The organism is uncultured Rummeliibacillus sp. (assembly GCF_934216135.1).
Lineage (GTDB): Bacteria > Bacillota > Bacilli > Bacillales_A > Planococcaceae > Rummeliibacillus.
On the sequence record NZ_CAKQBI010000026.1, the window covers coordinates 1 to 17,603 of the forward strand.

General features: G+C 30.8%; 16 protein-coding genes. All 16 read left to right on the forward strand.

Going from position 1 to position 17,603, the window contains the following annotated elements; genetic code table 11:
• The first annotated feature begins 81 nt into the window (after positions 1-81).
• The 16 genes from Q0977_RS14040 to Q0977_RS14115 all read left to right on the forward strand — a co-directional run bounded on the left by Q0977_RS14040 (position 82) and on the right by Q0977_RS14115 (position 17,507).
• Entirely contained in the window at positions 82-672 is a 591-nt protein-coding gene (locus tag Q0977_RS14040) for a peroxidase-related enzyme (protein WP_124218796.1), read from the forward strand.
• A 179-nt stretch (positions 673-851) separates the two neighbouring features.
• A complete protein-coding gene (locus Q0977_RS14045; RefSeq protein ID WP_299515206.1) occupies positions 852-1,466 on the forward strand; it encodes a nucleoside triphosphate pyrophosphatase in 615 nt (204 codons plus the stop codon).
• Between the two features lie 242 nt (positions 1,467-1,708).
• Positions 1,709-2,422: an acetyltransferase gene (locus tag Q0977_RS14050; protein WP_124218792.1), complete on the forward strand. Its 714-nt coding sequence runs from the start codon at positions 1,709-1,711 to the stop codon at positions 2,420-2,422.
• 903 nt (positions 2,423-3,325) lie between these two features.
• The gene (locus tag Q0977_RS14055) at positions 3,326-3,958 is read left to right on the forward strand and encodes a sugar transferase (RefSeq protein ID WP_299515144.1); all 633 of its coding nucleotides are present in this window, start codon (positions 3,326-3,328) and stop codon (positions 3,956-3,958) included.
• Positions 3,959-3,985: 27 nt separating this feature from the next.
• Positions 3,986-5,173 (forward strand): glycosyltransferase family 4 protein, encoded by a 1,188-nt coding sequence (locus Q0977_RS14060; RefSeq protein WP_124218473.1) that lies wholly within the window; start codon positions 3,986-3,988, stop codon positions 5,171-5,173.
• A 3-nt stretch (positions 5,174-5,176) separates the two neighbouring features.
• Complete coding sequence (locus Q0977_RS14065; RefSeq protein ID WP_299515149.1) at positions 5,177-6,214, forward strand: polysaccharide biosynthesis protein; 1,038 nt, start codon at positions 5,177-5,179, stop codon at positions 6,212-6,214.
• Between the two features lie 15 nt (positions 6,215-6,229).
• Positions 6,230-7,339 (forward strand): NAD-dependent epimerase/dehydratase family protein, encoded by a 1,110-nt coding sequence (locus Q0977_RS14070; protein WP_124218475.1) that lies wholly within the window; start codon positions 6,230-6,232, stop codon positions 7,337-7,339.
• 3 nt (positions 7,340-7,342) lie between these two features.
• Complete coding sequence (gene wecB, locus Q0977_RS14075) at positions 7,343-8,473, forward strand: non-hydrolyzing UDP-N-acetylglucosamine 2-epimerase (protein WP_124218476.1); 1,131 nt, start codon at positions 7,343-7,345, stop codon at positions 8,471-8,473.
• Positions 8,470-9,660 carry a glycosyltransferase gene (locus Q0977_RS14080; protein WP_299515155.1) on the forward strand — a complete coding sequence of 397 codons (1,191 nt, stop codon included), beginning with the start codon at positions 8,470-8,472 and terminating at the stop codon, positions 9,658-9,660. The genes wecB and Q0977_RS14080 overlap by 4 nt, the downstream gene beginning before the upstream one ends.
• A 17-nt stretch (positions 9,661-9,677) precedes the next feature.
• Positions 9,678-10,793 (forward strand): glycosyltransferase, encoded by a 1,116-nt coding sequence (locus Q0977_RS14085; protein ID WP_299515157.1) that lies wholly within the window; start codon positions 9,678-9,680, stop codon positions 10,791-10,793.
• 18 nt (positions 10,794-10,811) lie between these two features.
• Complete coding sequence (locus tag Q0977_RS14090) at positions 10,812-12,134, forward strand: O-antigen ligase family protein (protein WP_299515159.1); 1,323 nt, start codon at positions 10,812-10,814, stop codon at positions 12,132-12,134.
• 55 nt (positions 12,135-12,189) lie between these two features.
• Complete coding sequence (locus Q0977_RS14095; protein WP_299515161.1) at positions 12,190-13,149, forward strand: glycosyltransferase; 960 nt, start codon at positions 12,190-12,192, stop codon at positions 13,147-13,149.
• On the forward strand, positions 13,146-14,594 hold the full coding sequence (locus Q0977_RS14100; protein ID WP_299515163.1) for a lipopolysaccharide biosynthesis protein: 1,449 nt from the start codon (positions 13,146-13,148) through the stop codon (positions 14,592-14,594). Before Q0977_RS14095 ends, Q0977_RS14100 begins: the two co-directional genes overlap by 4 nt.
• 31 nt (positions 14,595-14,625) lie before the next feature.
• Positions 14,626-15,861 carry an acetyl-CoA carboxylase biotin carboxylase subunit family protein gene (locus tag Q0977_RS14105; protein ID WP_299515165.1) on the forward strand — a complete coding sequence of 412 codons (1,236 nt, stop codon included), beginning with the start codon at positions 14,626-14,628 and terminating at the stop codon, positions 15,859-15,861.
• Entirely contained in the window at positions 15,862-16,749 is an 888-nt protein-coding gene (locus Q0977_RS14110; protein WP_299515167.1) for a methionyl-tRNA formyltransferase, read from the forward strand. It begins immediately after the preceding gene.
• A gap of 50 nt (positions 16,750-16,799) precedes the next feature.
• Positions 16,800-17,507, forward strand: a complete 708-nt coding sequence (locus tag Q0977_RS14115) for a WbqC family protein (protein ID WP_299515169.1) — start codon at positions 16,800-16,802, stop codon at positions 17,505-17,507.
• Positions 17,508-17,603: the final 96 nt, after the last annotated feature.

Consider the following 17,603-nt stretch of genomic DNA (forward strand, 5'->3'; position numbering starts at 1 on the left):
CAATTGAATCACCAGTTGTCCGGATCAACTGGAAATTCTATCGGAAAGAGCTCTTACTACTAATATACGAGGAGATTAATTATGTCAAAAACTGAACCAAAATATTCTTATCTAGAGCCACCAAATGAGACAGAGGTACCAGAAGAATTGCAAAAAGAATTTGATGTAACAATTGAAACACAATTGAGTCAACAAGGTTTCTTCAATAATTTGTTTAAAATTCTTCCATTAAATGCGAAACAATTTAAAGGATTTTTAGACTTTAAACAGTCCTTATTTGATTCTCAAACGTGTTATCTGAGCAATATTGACAAAGAGATGATAGGGCTCGTCGTTTCCTCTACAAATTCATGTACTTTTTGTCTAACAACACATGGTGATATCCTTCGAGGGTTGACACAAGATCCTGTTTGGGTAGATAAACTAACTTATAATTATCGTTCAGCAGATTTAACCGAAAAGCAAAGAGCGCTGTGTGATTATGCATATCGTGCAACAAAAAATGTCGCTGAATTAACGACAGATGAAGTGGATAAACTTCGAGCAGTTGGTTTCAATGATCATGAAATATTAGAAGCAGCATTCGTTGTAGGATTCTTCAATTATACGAACCGCTGGGTAAGTACAATTGGTGCGATACCTAATCCAGGGCATTATTCACATAATCGATAAAGCTTTAAAAAGTAAATGGGATTAAACTTAAACTGTTATTAAGAAAAGGCGACTTTCGTTCGATGTTGAACTTAAAGTCACCTTTTTTTATTTTTCAGAGGTCTCTTTTATTTAGTTGGAATTTTTTGGGGAATTTCATATTCATCACAGTTTACTACAAAAATCATTCAAACTTATGTATGATTACAAACGAAGGAGTGAACAAATTGCAATTTCATACAACAAAATCATTCGTCTTAGCATCATCCTCACCAAGAAGAAAAGAGCTATTTTCTAGATTACATATCCCTTTTGAAATCATGTCATCTGATGTAGAAGAAACAAGTGTACAAGCATCCACCGTTGATCAATATGTGACAGGAGTCGCGTTATTAAAAGCTCGCGATATTGCCAAAAAAGCACCTGGAAAAGTAATTATTGGTGCCGACACAATTGTAGTAAAAGATAATGTCCTTTTACACAAACCTAAAAACCGTGAAGAAGCACGATCACATCTTTATTCACTTCGTGGAAATTCACACCAAGTATTAACTGCTGTTGCCATTATCGATGAAAATGGCTCAGAAACTACATTCGTAGAGTCAACTAAGGTTATTTTTAAGAATGTTTCAGATCAACTGATCGAAGCCTATATCGCAACTAAAGATCCATTTGACAAGGCAGGCGGTTACGGTATTCAAACGGATGGCGTTTTTCTTGTCGATCGTATTGAAGGGGATTATTTAAATGTTGTGGGCTTACCATTAGCACGTGTTTGTGAAGAACTTTTGAATCAGGAACTTATAACGTTATAATAACAAAGCTAAAAATTCTCTAAAAATTAGCCCTTCCTATAGCCCTATATTGACATACGTTAAATCATAAAGAAGCTACATCTTTCATATGTTTAGTTAGCTGAGAATAATCTATTTATTTAAATCATTTTCTAATAGTTGATTATTATCGAAATATAGTTTTAAATAAATCATCTTTGTAGCTAGGTCATCCACAAAAATAGATTATTTATAGACTAATTGAAGGTAGGTGTATCAATATAATGGATAAATCTCCAAACAATGCTGAAAAGTTAGTGATTGTAGGTGCTGGGGAGTTAGCTGAAATTGCATACGAATATTTTACCTATGATTCCAAATATGAAGTAGTCGCATTTACTGCTGAGAAAGACTACATCAATAGAGACAAGCTTTATGAATTACCAGTTGTTCCTTTTGAAGAGGTACAACAAATTTATCCAGCAAATGAATATAAAGCTTTTGTTGCAATTCCGTATACAAATTTCAATCGATTAAGAACGAGATTATATTATGAAACAAAAAATAAGGGATATGAATTTGTATCTTATGTTAGCTCTAAAGCTTTTGTCTGGAAAAACGTAACAGTTGGAGAAAATTGCTTTATCTTTGAAAACAACGTATTACAACATCATGTTCATGTAGGGAATAACGTTATTTTATGGAGTGGTAACCATATAGGACATCGATCTGTAATTAAGGATCATTGCTTCATATCTTCACATGCAGTTATTGCAGGAAACTGCGAAATTGGCGAAAGCTGTTTTATAGGAATAAATAGTACGATTAATGATGAAATAAAAATAGGAAAGGATTGTTTTATTTCCTCAGGAGCGTTGATCATTAAAAATACTGAAGAAGGAAAAATATATAAAGGCAGCCCCGCAAAGGCATCACCTGTTGATGTTTATAAATATTTTAATATTGACAGAGAGCGTGTCTTTAATAAAAACCATTAAAAATCATCTATTATAATAAAAGGTTACTGTCCATTTGATTAGGATACTGAAATAAACTTTCTAATCATTATTGCGAGCATGAGAACGAATTTTCTCATGCTCGCTTTTTCCGTTTTAAGAAGTAGATTTCCGTTTCAGATAGGCACTACTTCAATACCCTCGTCATTAAAAGATGTGCTCCTATAGAGAGAGAGTTTTTTTAACAAAATAATTTCTTTCTGTAGGGGTTTTTAGCACGAGCTGTTTCTGATGAAGTACTGCCTTCAACTTCAATCAAAATACTTTTTCATAAAGTGAATATTAATCAGTCAAGAAAAGCAAAATCAGGCAGTCCTTATTACCTCCAGTCATTAGGATTCTTTCATAAAAATACTATTTTCATACAACTTTCCTCAGACTAATTAAAAACATCCAAAATCAAAGAATAAAAGAAAAGCTCAAATCATAAGATGCATGTAGATTATCTAATCTTGCCCCAAAAAATCGCGAAAAAATGTAACTTTCTAATCAGAAGTGCATAGCTGCTCACAGGCAAAAGGACTATATTACATATTAAATAACTAACCTTTATTAGCATGTAAAGGATAGTTATCTCCTTTCCGATGGAATATCTTGCAAACTATAGGCGTAACAATTTATATAACTATTTCATCATATATTTAGTCGAATTATCTGAGGTTTAGATAGATTAGTTCAAAATTTATTTAATGATACGACATTTACCACTTTTCAAGTCGATAGAGAATGAACATAAGGGAAAGTATCAATATATATAATCATTTATATCTTAATGTAAAGGATAAAAAGCCGTAAGAGAGAAATTAAAGCAAAGATAAAAATTTCACAACAATGCTTACTGTTGTAGAAATGGTAGGTGTCTGACATAAGGAAGAAGGTTAAGAGATGTATTTGATAATTAAGAGAGTGATTGATATTGTTTTGTCCACTTTAGGTTTAGTTATTCTATCTCCATTATTTATATTGTTAATGATAATGATAAAAATCGATTCAAAAGGGCCGATTCTGTTTAAACAAAATAGAATAGGCATACATCAATCTCAATTCAAAATTTTAAAATTCCGGACAATGAGAATAGATACTCCACAGAATATCCCGACACATCTTTTCGATAATCCTGATCAATATATTACAAGACTAGGTAAGTTCTTAAGAAAAACATCACTTGATGAATTGCCTCAAATTTGGAATATATTTGTTGGACATATGAGCATAATTGGACCGCGTCCAGCACTTTGGAATCAATACGATTTAATTGAAGAAAGAGAAAAATATCGTGCGAATGATATTAAACCGGGTTTAACAGGTTGGGCACAAGTTAATGGAAGAGATGAACTGCCTATTGAACACAAAGCAAAGTTAGATGGGGAATATGTGAGGAAGCTTAATTTTTGGACGGATTGTAAATGTTTTTTCTTAACTATGATAAATGTAGTAAAAAGTGATGGAATTATAGAAGGTGGGCAAGGAGAAAAAGAAGATTTTCAGCATGAAACGAAGAGATTAAAGGCTAAGTAGTTTTAGATATAGGAGGCTTAAGTATAAATGAACTTACTAGTCATTTGCCAATATTACTACCCAGAGCCGTTTCGAATTACTGATATTTGTGAATCACTAGTTGAGAAAGGCCATGATGTGACCGTTTTAACTGGTCTTCCAAATTATCCAGAAGGTAAAATACTTGAAAATTATCGTAGAGGAAAAAAAAGAAATGAAATAATTAATGGTGTAAAAGTTGTTCGAACTTTTGAAATAGGTAGAGGGACCACTAAGTTTCAACTTTTCTTAAACTATATTAGTTATACATTATCAGCCTCTATAAAAGCTTTTAATCTAAAAGAAAAATTTGATGTAGTGTTGGTGAACCAACTTTCGCCAGTCATGATGGCAATTCCGGCAATAGTTTATAAGAAAAAATATAACAGGAAGATTTTACTTTATTGTCTAGATTTATGGCCAGCTAGTTTAATAGCAGGTGGAATAAAAGAAGGTTCAATATTTTATAAGCTATTTTTTATAATATCGAAATGGATTTATAGTTCAGTAGATTCAATAGCAGTTACATCAAGTATGTTTAAAGAATATTTTAAAAGCAAATTATTTATGAATATAGAAAATATACAACATATTCCACAATATGCAGAAGATATATTTGCTGAAATAGAGGAAAAAAAGGAAAATAGAAAATTTAACTTTGTATTTGCTGGAAATATAGGAGAAATGCAAAGTGTAGAAACAATTGTAAAAGCAGCAAATGAAATGAAAGAAAAAAATAACATTATGTTTCATATAGTAGGCGATGGATCAAAATTAGAAGAATGTATTGTACTTAGTAAAAAATTTAAACTGAACAATATTATTTTTTACGGTAGAAAACCTATCAATGAAATGCCCCAATATTACAGCTTTGCAGATGCGATGTTGATAACATTAAAAAATGATAAAACTATTTCGTATACACTACCGGGAAAAGTACAGTCTTATATGGCAGCACATAAACCTATAATTGGTTCGATTAATGGGGAAACGAGACGAGTTATAAAAGAGGCAGGTTGCGGATATTGTTGTGATGCAGATGATTATAAAGAATTATCAAAAATAATCTTGGAATTCTGTGATAGTAATCAACAAAAATTGATGGGGGCAAATGGATACGATTATTACATTAAAAATTATAGCAAAAAGAGTTTTATATCGACTTTAGAAGAATCATTAATAAAATTAGGGGGCTGAAAAATGTTCAAAGGCAAAACATTGTTGATTACGGGTGGTACAGGTTCCTTTGGTAACGCGGTAATGAAACGATTTTTAGAAACTAATATAAAAGAAATCCGTATTTTCTCCAGAGATGAGAAGAAACAAGAGGACATTCGAAAGCAATATAAAAGCGACAAGCTGAAGTTCTACTTAGGTGATGTAAGAGACATAGCGAGTGTGAAAAACGCGATGCATGGAGTAGATTATATTTTTCATGCAGCAGCATTAAAACAAGTACCATCTTGTGAATTTTTCCCTCTTGAAGCAGTAAAAACAAATGTACTAGGAACAGATAATGTTTTGACAGCTGCTATTGAATATGAAGTGGCGAAAGTAATCTGTCTTTCAACAGACAAAGCAGCATATCCCATTAATGCGATGGGAATCTCGAAAGCCATGATGGAAAAAGTATTTGTGGCTAAATCTAAAACAGTAAAACCAGAGAAAACACTCATTTGTGGAACTAGATATGGTAATGTGATGGCTTCGCGAGGATCCGTTATTCCGTTATTTATAGATCAAATTAAAAACGGACAGCCATTAACTTTGACTGACCCTGATATGACAAGATTTTTAATGAACTTAGAGGAGGCAGTCGAACTAGTTGTCTTTGCATTCCAACATGCAGCTGCGGGAGATATCATGGTTCAAAAATCACCAGCGAGTACTATTAGAGATTTAGCACAAGCCATAAAAGAACTTTTTAATGTTGACAACGATATCAAAATAATCGGTACCCGACATGGTGAGAAGCAATACGAAACACTTTTGACCAAGGAAGAATATGTAGTTGCGGAAGACTTAGGGGGATTTTTTAGAGTTCCAGCAGATCAACGAAATTTAAACTATGATAAATACTTTATTGAAGGTAGTAAAAAGCTAACGAAAATAGAAGAATACAACTCTAATAATACACATATTTTAAACATTGAAGAAATAAAAGAAAGACTGTTAAACCTAGACTATGTACAAAATGAACTCAAAAAGTGGAATAATGAAATTCATTTACTCAGATAAAGGTGGAATGATTATATGAAGATTCTTGTCACAGGTGCTAAGGGATTCATAGGAAAAAATCTAATTGCTGAGTTAAAAAATAAGGGCTATAACGATATATTACAAGTTACTAGAGAAAGTGATAGTACTTATCTTGAACAATGTACGAAAGAATGTGATTTTGTTTTCCATCTAGCAGGTGTGAATAGACCCAAAAATAAGCAAGAATTTATAGAAGGAAATTTATATTTAACTGCCCAATTAATAGAATTGTTGAAAAAACATAAAAACAAAGCACCTATTCTTTTCACCTCTTCCATTCAGGCTGAAATAGATAATCTTTATGGCAAAAGTAAGAGAGCTACTGAAGAGCTACTACTAGAATACTCTGAGAATGAAGGAGCGGAAGTTTTTATTTTCCGTTTAGCAAATGTATTCGGTAAATGGAGTAAACCAAACTACAACACAGTGGTTGCAACATTCTGCCATAACATATCTAGAAATATAGATATTGAGATTACGAATCCTGAAGCGGAGCTAACTCTATGTTATATAGATGATGTAATAGATGAATTCTTGAAAATACTAAAAGATACGAATACTGTTCAAGATAATTATTGCGTGATCCCTGTAACGTATAAAGTTAAACTTGGAAAACTAGCAGATCTTATAAGAAGTTTTAAAGAAAGTAGAACGAATTTGACGATTCCTAATATGGAAGACGCATTAACGAAAAAGCTTTACAGTACGTATTTAAGCTTTTTACCAGAAAAAGAATTTTCTTATAATTTAAAGATGAATACGGATCATCGTGGAGCATTTATAGAATTTTTAAGAACACCTGAAAGAGGTCAGGTCTCTGTTAATGTTACAAAACCGGGAATAACAAAAGGCAATCACTGGCATCATACAAAAAACGAAAAATTTTTAGTTGTTAGTGGAAATGGATTGATTCGTTTTAGAAAATTAGATTCACAAGAAATCATTGAATATCGAGTAAGTGGAGAAAAACCAGAAGTTGTAGATATTCCTGTTGGGTATACACATTCAATTGTTAATGTAGGAGACAGTGACTTAGTAACCATTATGTGGGTAAATGAATGCTTTGAACCTGATAAACCTGATACGTATTTTTTGGAGGTTTAGCTGATGAAAAAATTAAAAGTTATGACCGTCGTTGGAACTAGACCTGAAATCATTAGACTATCATCCGTTATTTGTAAATTAAATGAATCAAAAGCAATTGAACATACGCTTATACACACAGGACAAAACTATGATTATGAATTAAATGACGTTTTCTTTCACGATTTCAACTTAAAAAAGCCGGATTTTTTCTTAAATGCTGCTACAGGAACAGCTGTTGAAACAATCGGCAATATATTAGTGAAAATTGATCCCATCTTAGAAGCAGTAAATCCAGATGCTCTTTTGGTATTAGGTGATACCAACAGCTGCTTATGTGCTATAGCAGCAAAAAGAAGACATATCCCAATTTTCCATATGGAAGCAGGAAACAGATGTTTTGACCAAAGAGTACCTGAAGAAACCAATCGGAAAATTGTCGACCATATTGCTGACATTAACCTAACCTACAGTGATATTGCGAGAGAATATTTACTAAGAGAAGGGCTGCCAGCAGATAGAATCATCAAAACAGGAAGTCCTATGTTTGAAGTGCTTCACTCAAGAAAAGAGGATATTGAAAAATCAAATGTCCTCGAAAAGTTAGATATTGAAGAAGGAAAATATTTTGTAGTATCAGCCCACAGAGAAGAAAATATCAATTCAGAAACAAACTTCACGGATTTAGTAGAAACCATCAATGCAGTTGCAGAAAACTATCGCTTACCAATCATCATCAGCACACACCCCAGAACAAGAAATAAGATGCAGGAAAAAGAAATTGAATTTCATCCATTCGTTAAAGTCTTAAAACCACTAGGGTTTAATGATTATGTCAAACTTCAAACAAAAGCAAAAGCAGTACTTAGCGATAGCGGAACCATTAGTGAAGAATCATCCATCTTAGGTTTCAAAGCCCTTAATATAAGACAAGCACATGAAAGACCAGAAGCAATGGAAGAAGCTTCTGTGATGATGGTTGGGCTAAAGAAAGAACGAATCTTACAAGGATTAGAGATACTAGAACAACAAAACATAAATACATTTCGACCAGTTAGTGACTACAGTATGCCGAATGTATCAGAGAAAGTGTTAAGAATCGTTTTATCGTATACAGATTATGTGAATCGGGTTGTATGGGGTAAAAATTTATGAAAGTATTACAGATAAACTCAGTTTGTGGGATAGGGAGTACTGGAAGGATTGCAACGGATATCCATCATATTTTGTTAGAACAAGGACATGAAAGTTATATCGCGTATGGTAGAGGGCAAGCGATAAATTGCGAAAATGCTATTCGAATTGGGACTGAATTTGATAATTATACTCATGTTGCTTTAACACGGTTATCTGATAAACATGGATTTGGATCGAAGAAAGCAACTAAGGAGTTTATAAAGAAGGTTGAAAAAATTAATCCAGATGTAATTCATCTACATAACATTCATGGATATTACATCAATATAGGAGTGTTATTTGATTATCTAAAAAAGGTTGATAAACCTGTTATTTGGACATTACATGATTGTTGGGCATTTACAGGGCACTGCTCTCATTTTGATTTTATTCAATGTGATAAGTGGAAGAAGGGATGTCATTTATGCCCACAAAAAAGCGAATATCCATCTAGTTTTTTATTAGATCGTTCAAATTTGAATTATAAAAAGAAAATGGAGATATTTACAGGTGTAAAAAATCTTACCATCATAACTCCATCTAAATGGCTTGCTAATTTAGCAAAAGGTTCTTTCTTAAAAGAATATCCAGTGAAAGTTATAAATAATGGTATAGATTTGGAGATTTTTAGAAATAGGGATAGTAATTTTAGAGAAAGACATAAGCTAAAAAATAAGTTTGTCATATTGGGGGTAGCAAATATTTGGGAGAAAAAAAAGGGTCTCGATTATTTTATAGAATTATCAAAGAAAATACAAACAAATGAAGCTATTGTTTTAGTTGGATTAACTGAATCACAAAAAAGAAAATGTCCAAATAATATTGTTGGAATTAATAGAACAAACAATATTAAAGAATTAGCTGAAATTTATTCGGCTTCAGATGTTTTTGTTAATCCTACATTGGAAGATACCTTTCCAACTACAAATTTAGAAGCATTAGCTTGTGGGACACCTGTTATTACATTCAACACAGGAGGAAGTATTGAAAGTATAGATGAAAGTTGCGGAATAGTCGTTGAAAAAGGAAATATTTTAGAATTAAGTAATGCTATTAAACTAATTAAAAGGACTAAGAATTCTATAGAAAATTGCCTTACACGTTCAAAAAAATATGAAAAAAGAGAAAAGTATAATGAGTATCTAGGAATTTATAACTATATATAATCGATTGGTGGAAAATAATGAAAAAAAAGGTGCTATATTTGATTTATCAGTTAGTAGGCGGTGGGGCAGAAAAGATTTTAGTTGATATAGTAAATCATATGGATGAACTCCTCTATGATATTACAGTTATGACAATTGTAGATTGTTCAAGAGATGCCCATGTTTTAAATAGCAATATAAAATATAAATATATATTTAATGGAAAGTATAAAGAAGACAGACTTTTTTTTAAGTTCTTTAATAATGCACAGCCACATTTTTTACATGAAAAATTAATCAGGGAAAAATATGATATTGAAATTGCTGCATTGGAAGGTATTCCTGCAAAAATTATTAGTGGTTGCAAAAGTTCCAGTACGAAGAAAATAGCAATTATTCATGCTGATGCAAGTAATATTGCTTGGCCCAAGAAACGATATAAAAATTTCAATCAAGAATATGAAAGTTATAATAATTTCGATAAATTAATATTTGTTTCTAATAATACGCTTAATCGATTTATTGAAAAGTTTAATATAGATTTGGAAAAAACAGTAGTAATGTATAATCCTTTTGATATAAAAAATATAAAAAAGAAATCAAAGGAATCATTGAATGATTTTCATAGAAAGCAAGATATTTTATTCTGTGCTATTGGTAGATTAGAAAAAGTTAAAGGTTTTGATAGATTAATTGAAGCGTTTAATGTAATACAAAAAAAATATAAAGACATAGAGTTATTAATAATTGGTGAAGGTGATGAGAAAAATAAACTTGCTAAAATGATAGCAAATTATGATTTGACTAATAGAATTACACTTTTAGGATATCGTACTAATCCATATAAATACTTGAAGAATTCAGATTGTTATATTTGTTCTTCTAGATCTGAAGGATTAAGCACAACCGTGATTGAATCTATGATATTAGATGTACCTATAATATCTACAGATTGTGGAGGCATGGACGACTTATTAAATAGTTACTCAAAATCAATCATTTGTGCTAATAATATTGAAGGTTTAGTTCGAGGATTGGAAGAATTTCTTTACTTTACTGAAACAGATTTACTAAATAAAGAATTTATAAAAGTTAATCTGGATAAGTTTTCTTTTAGAAATTATTTTGAAAAATTCATAAAAATAATTGAATAATTGTTATGAGGAGGCCAAATGAATATTAGAGTACTAAATTTTAATAGTAGATCTAGTTTTAAAAGAGTAGCGATATTAATATGGCCATTTTTAAGTAGTATATGCTTTTTTTTATATTGGATGGAACACGATAAGATATTCTCATATATAGGCTTATTATTTTATTTTGCTCCTGTATTTTTTTTGAATATATATAATTGTCTTAGTGTATATTATTTCATACTACCAAATATTCCAATGTTCAAACTAAATACTGATTCAATAGCATTATCATCATTTTTTTTAATTATTGTGTTTTTTAAAATGCTATTGCACAAAAATTTAAGAATAAATTTACCCTTTTTATTTTTACTTTTATTATACTTTACTACAAGCATGTTAACTTATTATTTTGCGCAAAATAGCTTAGGAGTATTAACCCAAGAAATTAGGGTAGTAATAGATATTTTTATGGTTATTTGTGTTTTAGAAATATATAAGGATAATCTAAGTGAATTTTATAATTCTGTATCTAATTCGTATATATATGGATGTTTGGTTGCTTCTATAATAAGTTTATTATTCCCACTTTTACAAGGTAATAAGATTAGTGGCTATAGAATCGAAGCTATCAATGGAGACCCTAATTACTTTTCATTGTGTTTAGCTTTTGGAATTTCGCTATTATTATTAGAAATCTATCAAAAAGGATTCACTAGTATTTATTTAATTATATTCATAATGCTTTTATTTTCTGGACTAATGTCTATGTCACGAGGTTTCTTAATGTCTATGGTAGCGAATATTATACTTTTCTGTTATTTATTCTGTTTTAAGATTAAGTACAGTGCTTTCAAAAAACTAATTGTAATTCTAATATTTGTAACCATTATTATTATATTAAATGATTTTTTGAGTTTACTGATTAAAAATTATGAAAATAGAATCTTTTCAGAAGAAACAAGTGGTGGAAGCGGAAGAATTGAAATATGGAAAATGTATTTAAATGATGCTTTTTCAAGTTTAGTAAAGTTATTCTTTGGGTCAGGAGTTCCTGATTTAATTTCTCCAATAACGGGTGAGATCCATGTTCAACATAATATTTATTTAGAATTATTTACTGGAAAGGGTTTTATAGGTACGGTGGTAATAATTTTAATTTATATGAATTTATTTAGAATAACAAAAAAACTTGTTGGAAATAAAATTAATAGTATTGTTTCTTTAATTCCTGTTTTTACATTAGCAATAGGATTCATGTTTCTTAATGGATTAGTCTCTGATGTTGGTATTATGACTATATTTTTAAGCTTTTTTGCAACAAATATAAAGAGTAAAATCTTTGCTCCAATGTCTAATTGAACTAGATAGAGCATTATATTAGATTCGCATAGATTTAATTGGAGGAGTAGGTAAAATGGACATTTTAGTTAGTATTCACTGCATCACCTATAACCATGAAAAATATATATCAGATGCAATCGATAGTTTTTTAATGCAAAAAACAAATTTTAGATATGAAATACTAATTCATGATGATGCATCTACAGATTGTACTGCAAAAATCATTAAAGAATACGAAAAGAAATATCCAGATTTGATCAAGCCAATTTATCAAACCGTAAATCAATATTCTAAAGGAATTCATTTTGAAGATTTTAACTACAATCGAGCCGAAGGAAAATATATTGCATTCTGTGAAGGTGACGACTTTTGGACAGATTCATACAAGTTACAAAAACAAGTAGATTTTATGGAGAGTCATCCTGAATGTAGTCTTTGTGTCCATGCAGGTACAATTGTAAATGCACATGACAAAAATACCCTTTCTTACAACCGTCCACACAAGGGAAGTAAAATATTTAGTGTCTCTGAGGTTATAGAAGGTGGTGGTGGTCTATTCCTTACCAATTCTATGTTGTGTTTGACCAAATATATAAAAAATAGTCCTGATTTTGTGAAGAATTCGCCAGTTTCTGATTATCCCAATGTAATTAATCTTTCACTTTTAGGAAAAGTATATTATTTGGATGAATTTATGTCATCTTACCGAGTTGGGGGTAGTGGTTCATGGACAAATAGAATTTATTTGGATATAGAAAAAAGAAAGCAACATTATAACGAAATCGCAGAAATGCTTAATGAAATTAATATATATACAAATTATGAATATGATGATGTAATTACTAAAACTATATTTCAAAATCAACTTAGTATTTTATTAGAAGAAAGAAAATTTAAAGAAATTAAAACTGGGAAAAATAAAGCTTATTATATGAGATTAGGTTTAAAAAGAAAATTAATTATCATGTTAACTCAGTATTATCCGAATACATTAGAATTCTTGAGATTGGCAAAAAGGAAGCTGGTTAGATGAACAGTGACATAACAAAAACGAAAGTCCTTTCGTCATTAATATGGAAACTAATGGAGCGCGGTGGAACTCAAGGTATCCAATTTATTGTAACTATTGTGTTAGCTAGACTTCTGGTACCGGAAGAATTTGGCTTAATCGTTTTAGCTACAATAGTAATTACCATTGCAAAAATTTTTGTGGAAACAGGATTTAATACAGCGTTAATTCAGAAGAAAGAAGCAGATGAGATTGATTTTTCATCTGTCTTTTATTTGAGTATTTTGGTTGCAGGATTATTATACTTATGTCTTTTTTTATCGGCACCATATATTGCTTTCTTTTTCAATCAACCTGAATTTACAAATGTACTTAAAGTTTTATCATTAATTTTGTTTTTTGGTGCAATAAACTCAATTCAAATAGCGATTATTTCAAGAAACTTGCAGTTTAAGAAATTATTTGTTAGCAGTTTAGGTGCAGTCGTATCATCTGGAATAGTAGGTATTGTTATGGCATATGCTAATTTTGGTATATGGGCTTTAGTAAGTCAGCAACTAACAAATCAAATCGTAATTACGATAATATTGTGGTTTACCGTGAAATGGAGACCATTATTTGTCTTTTCAATCACAAGAGTAAAAAGATTATTTTCCTTTGGATGGAAATTACTGGTTTCCGGAATGCTAGACACACTTACTTCTAATTTAACCAATCTATTAGTAGGTAAAATATACAGTCCAACAGCTCTGGGGTTTTATAATCGAGGGGAGCAATTACCTAGTTTAATCGTAAATAATGTTGATGGATCTATACAATCTGTCATGTTACCGACTTTGTCTAAATATCAAGAGAATACCCAAAGAGTGAAAGAAATTGCACGAAGATCTATTGTAACAAGCTCATTTATTATTTTTCCGATGATGGTAGGATTAGCTGTGATAGCAGAACCCTTAATAGAACTTTTATTTACTGAAAAATGGCTTTCTGCAGTTCCTTTTTTACAAATATCTTGTGCTGTTTATGCATTGTGGCCAATTCATACGATGAACTTACAAGTTATGAATGCTTTAGGTAGAAGTGATCTTTTTTTGAAGTTAGAAATTGTTAAGAAAATACTGAGCGTAGCTATTTTAATAATCAGCTTGCAATTTGGCATTTATGCTTTAGTTTGGGGAGGATTTATAAGTAGTGTTCTTTCAACATTTATTAACGCATATCCTAATAGAAAGTTAATAAAATATAGTTTTGCAGAACAGTGGAGAGACTTAGTTCCTTCTCTTTTGTTATCGCTTGTAATGGGGTTTATCGTTTATACAATTCATTGGTTTGAATTGTATAAATTATTAACACTAATTATTCAAATCGTTTTAGGAATAATTATTTACGTAGGATTAGCTAAGATATTTAAGCTCGAGTGTTATTCATATTTAATAATGACAATTAAAGAGATGAAAAAAAAATCATAAAGGACTGATGATAAATAGTGAGGTGCAATAAATGAAAAAAATATTAATACTTGGAGGATCACATTCACAAATACCAGCTATAAAAACTGCGAAAGAAATGGGACACTACGTTATTACCTGTGACTACTTAGAAAACAATCCAGGCCATCAACTTGCGCACGAATATCATAATGTTAGTACAACAGATAAGGAAGCTGTTTTATCATTAGCAAAGTCATTAAAAGTTGATGGTATTGTATGCTATGCGACAGATTCTTCCGCACCAACTGCAGCCTATGTTTCAGAGAGATTAGGCTTACCTACACATCCATATAAATCTATTGAAATCTTAACAAATAAAGAGCTATTTAGAGATTTTCAAAGAAAGCATAATTTCCATGTTCCGAAGGCTAAAGGATATGAAACAATAGAAGATGCCTATTCTGATTTTAATAATTTTAAAATGCCTGTAATGATCAAACCAGTAGATTCATCTGGAAGCAGAGGGGTAGCGAAAATCAATAGAATTGAAGAACTTAAAGGCAAGGCCGAAAATGCATTAAGATTTTCAAATGTTAGACGATTTATTATCGAAGAATATATAGAAAATTCCGGATATCATGTAGGGGGAGATGGATTTTCTATTGATGGTAGATTAATTTTTAGAGCTTTTTGTAATGAACATTTTCCAAGTAATGAATCCTCAAATCCTTTCGTCCCAATTGGTTCAAGTTGGCCTTGCACAATGTCAGAATCTATACAAACGAAAATTCATGATGAAGTTCAAAGAATATTACGTTTACTTAATATGAAAACAGGTTCTTACAATTTCGATATTCGAGTAGATGACAAGGAAAATATTTATATTATTGAAATTGGTCCAAGAAATGGTGGAGACTTACTACCAGAAGCTATTAACTATGCAACTGGGATTAATTTAATTGAATATACAATTAAAGCTTCATTGGGGGAAGACTGTAATGATTTATTAATGGCTCCTACAGAGGGCTATTGGTCAAGCTATATATTGAATAGTCAAAAAGATGGGGTTTTTAAAGAAGTGGAAATAAAAAAAGAATTACAAGAACTTAATATAGTTGAAGAAGAATTACTAATTAATGTTGGTGAATCAATTACAGCATTAAGTGGTGCAAATGACAAAATAGGAACAATCATTCTGAAATTTGCTTCAATGGATGAGATGCTAGAGAAGATGGAAAATATGGAAGACTGGGTAAATATAATTATAGATGAATCTTATTCTCCCAACGGATTAGGAGTGAAATAGGTGGTCGTTTCAAATTTAAAAATTATACTCATAACAATGGAATTTTCAGAAACAGTAAAGTCTATAATAGATTCTTCTATTAAAATAGTGGGTATTATAGAGTCTAGAAGAAAAAATCCATCAAATAGATCTTTAGAATTAGAAACCTATTGTAATCAAAAGAATGTACCATTTTATTATATGAATAGTGGTTGTGATATCAATTTAGAGAACTGGGTTAAAACTATAAAACCAGATTTAATAATAGTAAATGGAATGTCTGAGTTGTTAAAGAAAAATATTTTAGATATTCCTAAAAAAGGGTGTATAAATCTTCATCCTACTTTGTTGCCCAACTATAGAGGGGGATATCCTATTTTTTGGACTTTTTATGATCAAACAATTCAACCAGGAGTAACAATACATTATCTCGATGAAGGGGAAGATACTGGTGATATTATTTATCAGGAAAGTTTTGAACTACCATTAGGTTCGACAGAGGAAGAATTTATAGATTATTCAGAGAATAAGTTAGGCGTAAAGCTATTATTAAAGGCAATAATGGACATTGAGAATAATTGTGAACCACGAATCAAACAACCAAAAGCAAGCACCACTGTTAGGGCGAGGCAGATTAAGCCTGTTGAATATAAAGAAATTGTCGATTGGAAGGATTGGGAAATAGAACGAATTTGGCATTTGCTAAGGGGGACTCAGAATTGGTTGAATGTATTTGATTTTTCTCAAATTCAAGGGGATGTTAGAAGATGGAGAATATTAGATTATGAAAAAAGCAGAGCTCCAGTAGTATCAGCTAAATTAGGTACAGTATATAAACAAAGAAATGATTACTTTGTCTATTGCTCAAATGGAAAAATTTATATGGAACTAGATTTTGAAACTAAATAATTTTATCTCGCCTTAAATATTAAATCGTAGCAAAAGAAAGGTCTGATAATTTGAAAATCGCATTAATGCAACCATATTTCTTCCCGTATCTAGGTTATTATCAGCTTATTCAATCAGTGGATGAGTTTGTTATTTTTGATCAGGCTCAATTTATTAGGCGAAGTTGGATTACAAGAAATCGTATTTTAAACGCTCATAAAGAAACGGTTTATATTAATGTCCCAGTTTGCAAAGCTCCAAGAGAAACAAGAATAAAAGATATCCGTATTGATCATGAGGCTAATTGGAAAGAAAAAATGGTTCAGCAATTACTTTATTATAAAGCTGCCCCTAATTTTAGAAATGTCGAGAAATTTGTGAAGGAGATATTAAGCGTTAAATTTGATCATATTGGCGAATTAAATACATTCCTTATTAAAGAAACTTGTAAACTTTTCGACATCAAAACTGAAATAACTGTTTTATCAGAAAAATACCCTGAAATTATAGAGGCAAACGAAGCAGATGAATGGGGAATTAAAGTGGCCAATGCATTGAATGCTACGACTTATATTAATGCAATTGGTGGCAAAGAGTTTTATGATCAACAAAAATATGCTGATCATAATTTGGATATTCAATTTGTCAAACCGCAACTAGAATCGTATCAACAATTTAATCATCCATTTGTATCTGGACTCTCAATTATTGATGTAATGATGTTCAATGAAATTGATACTATTAAAGAAATGATAAATGTACACGAACTAATTAAATAGCTATAGTTTTCAATGAACGGGCAGAGCATATTTGTTCGTTTTTTTTGTTATTTATTTTACACGTAGTTTAAACAAAAAAATCGCCACCTTAGTTTA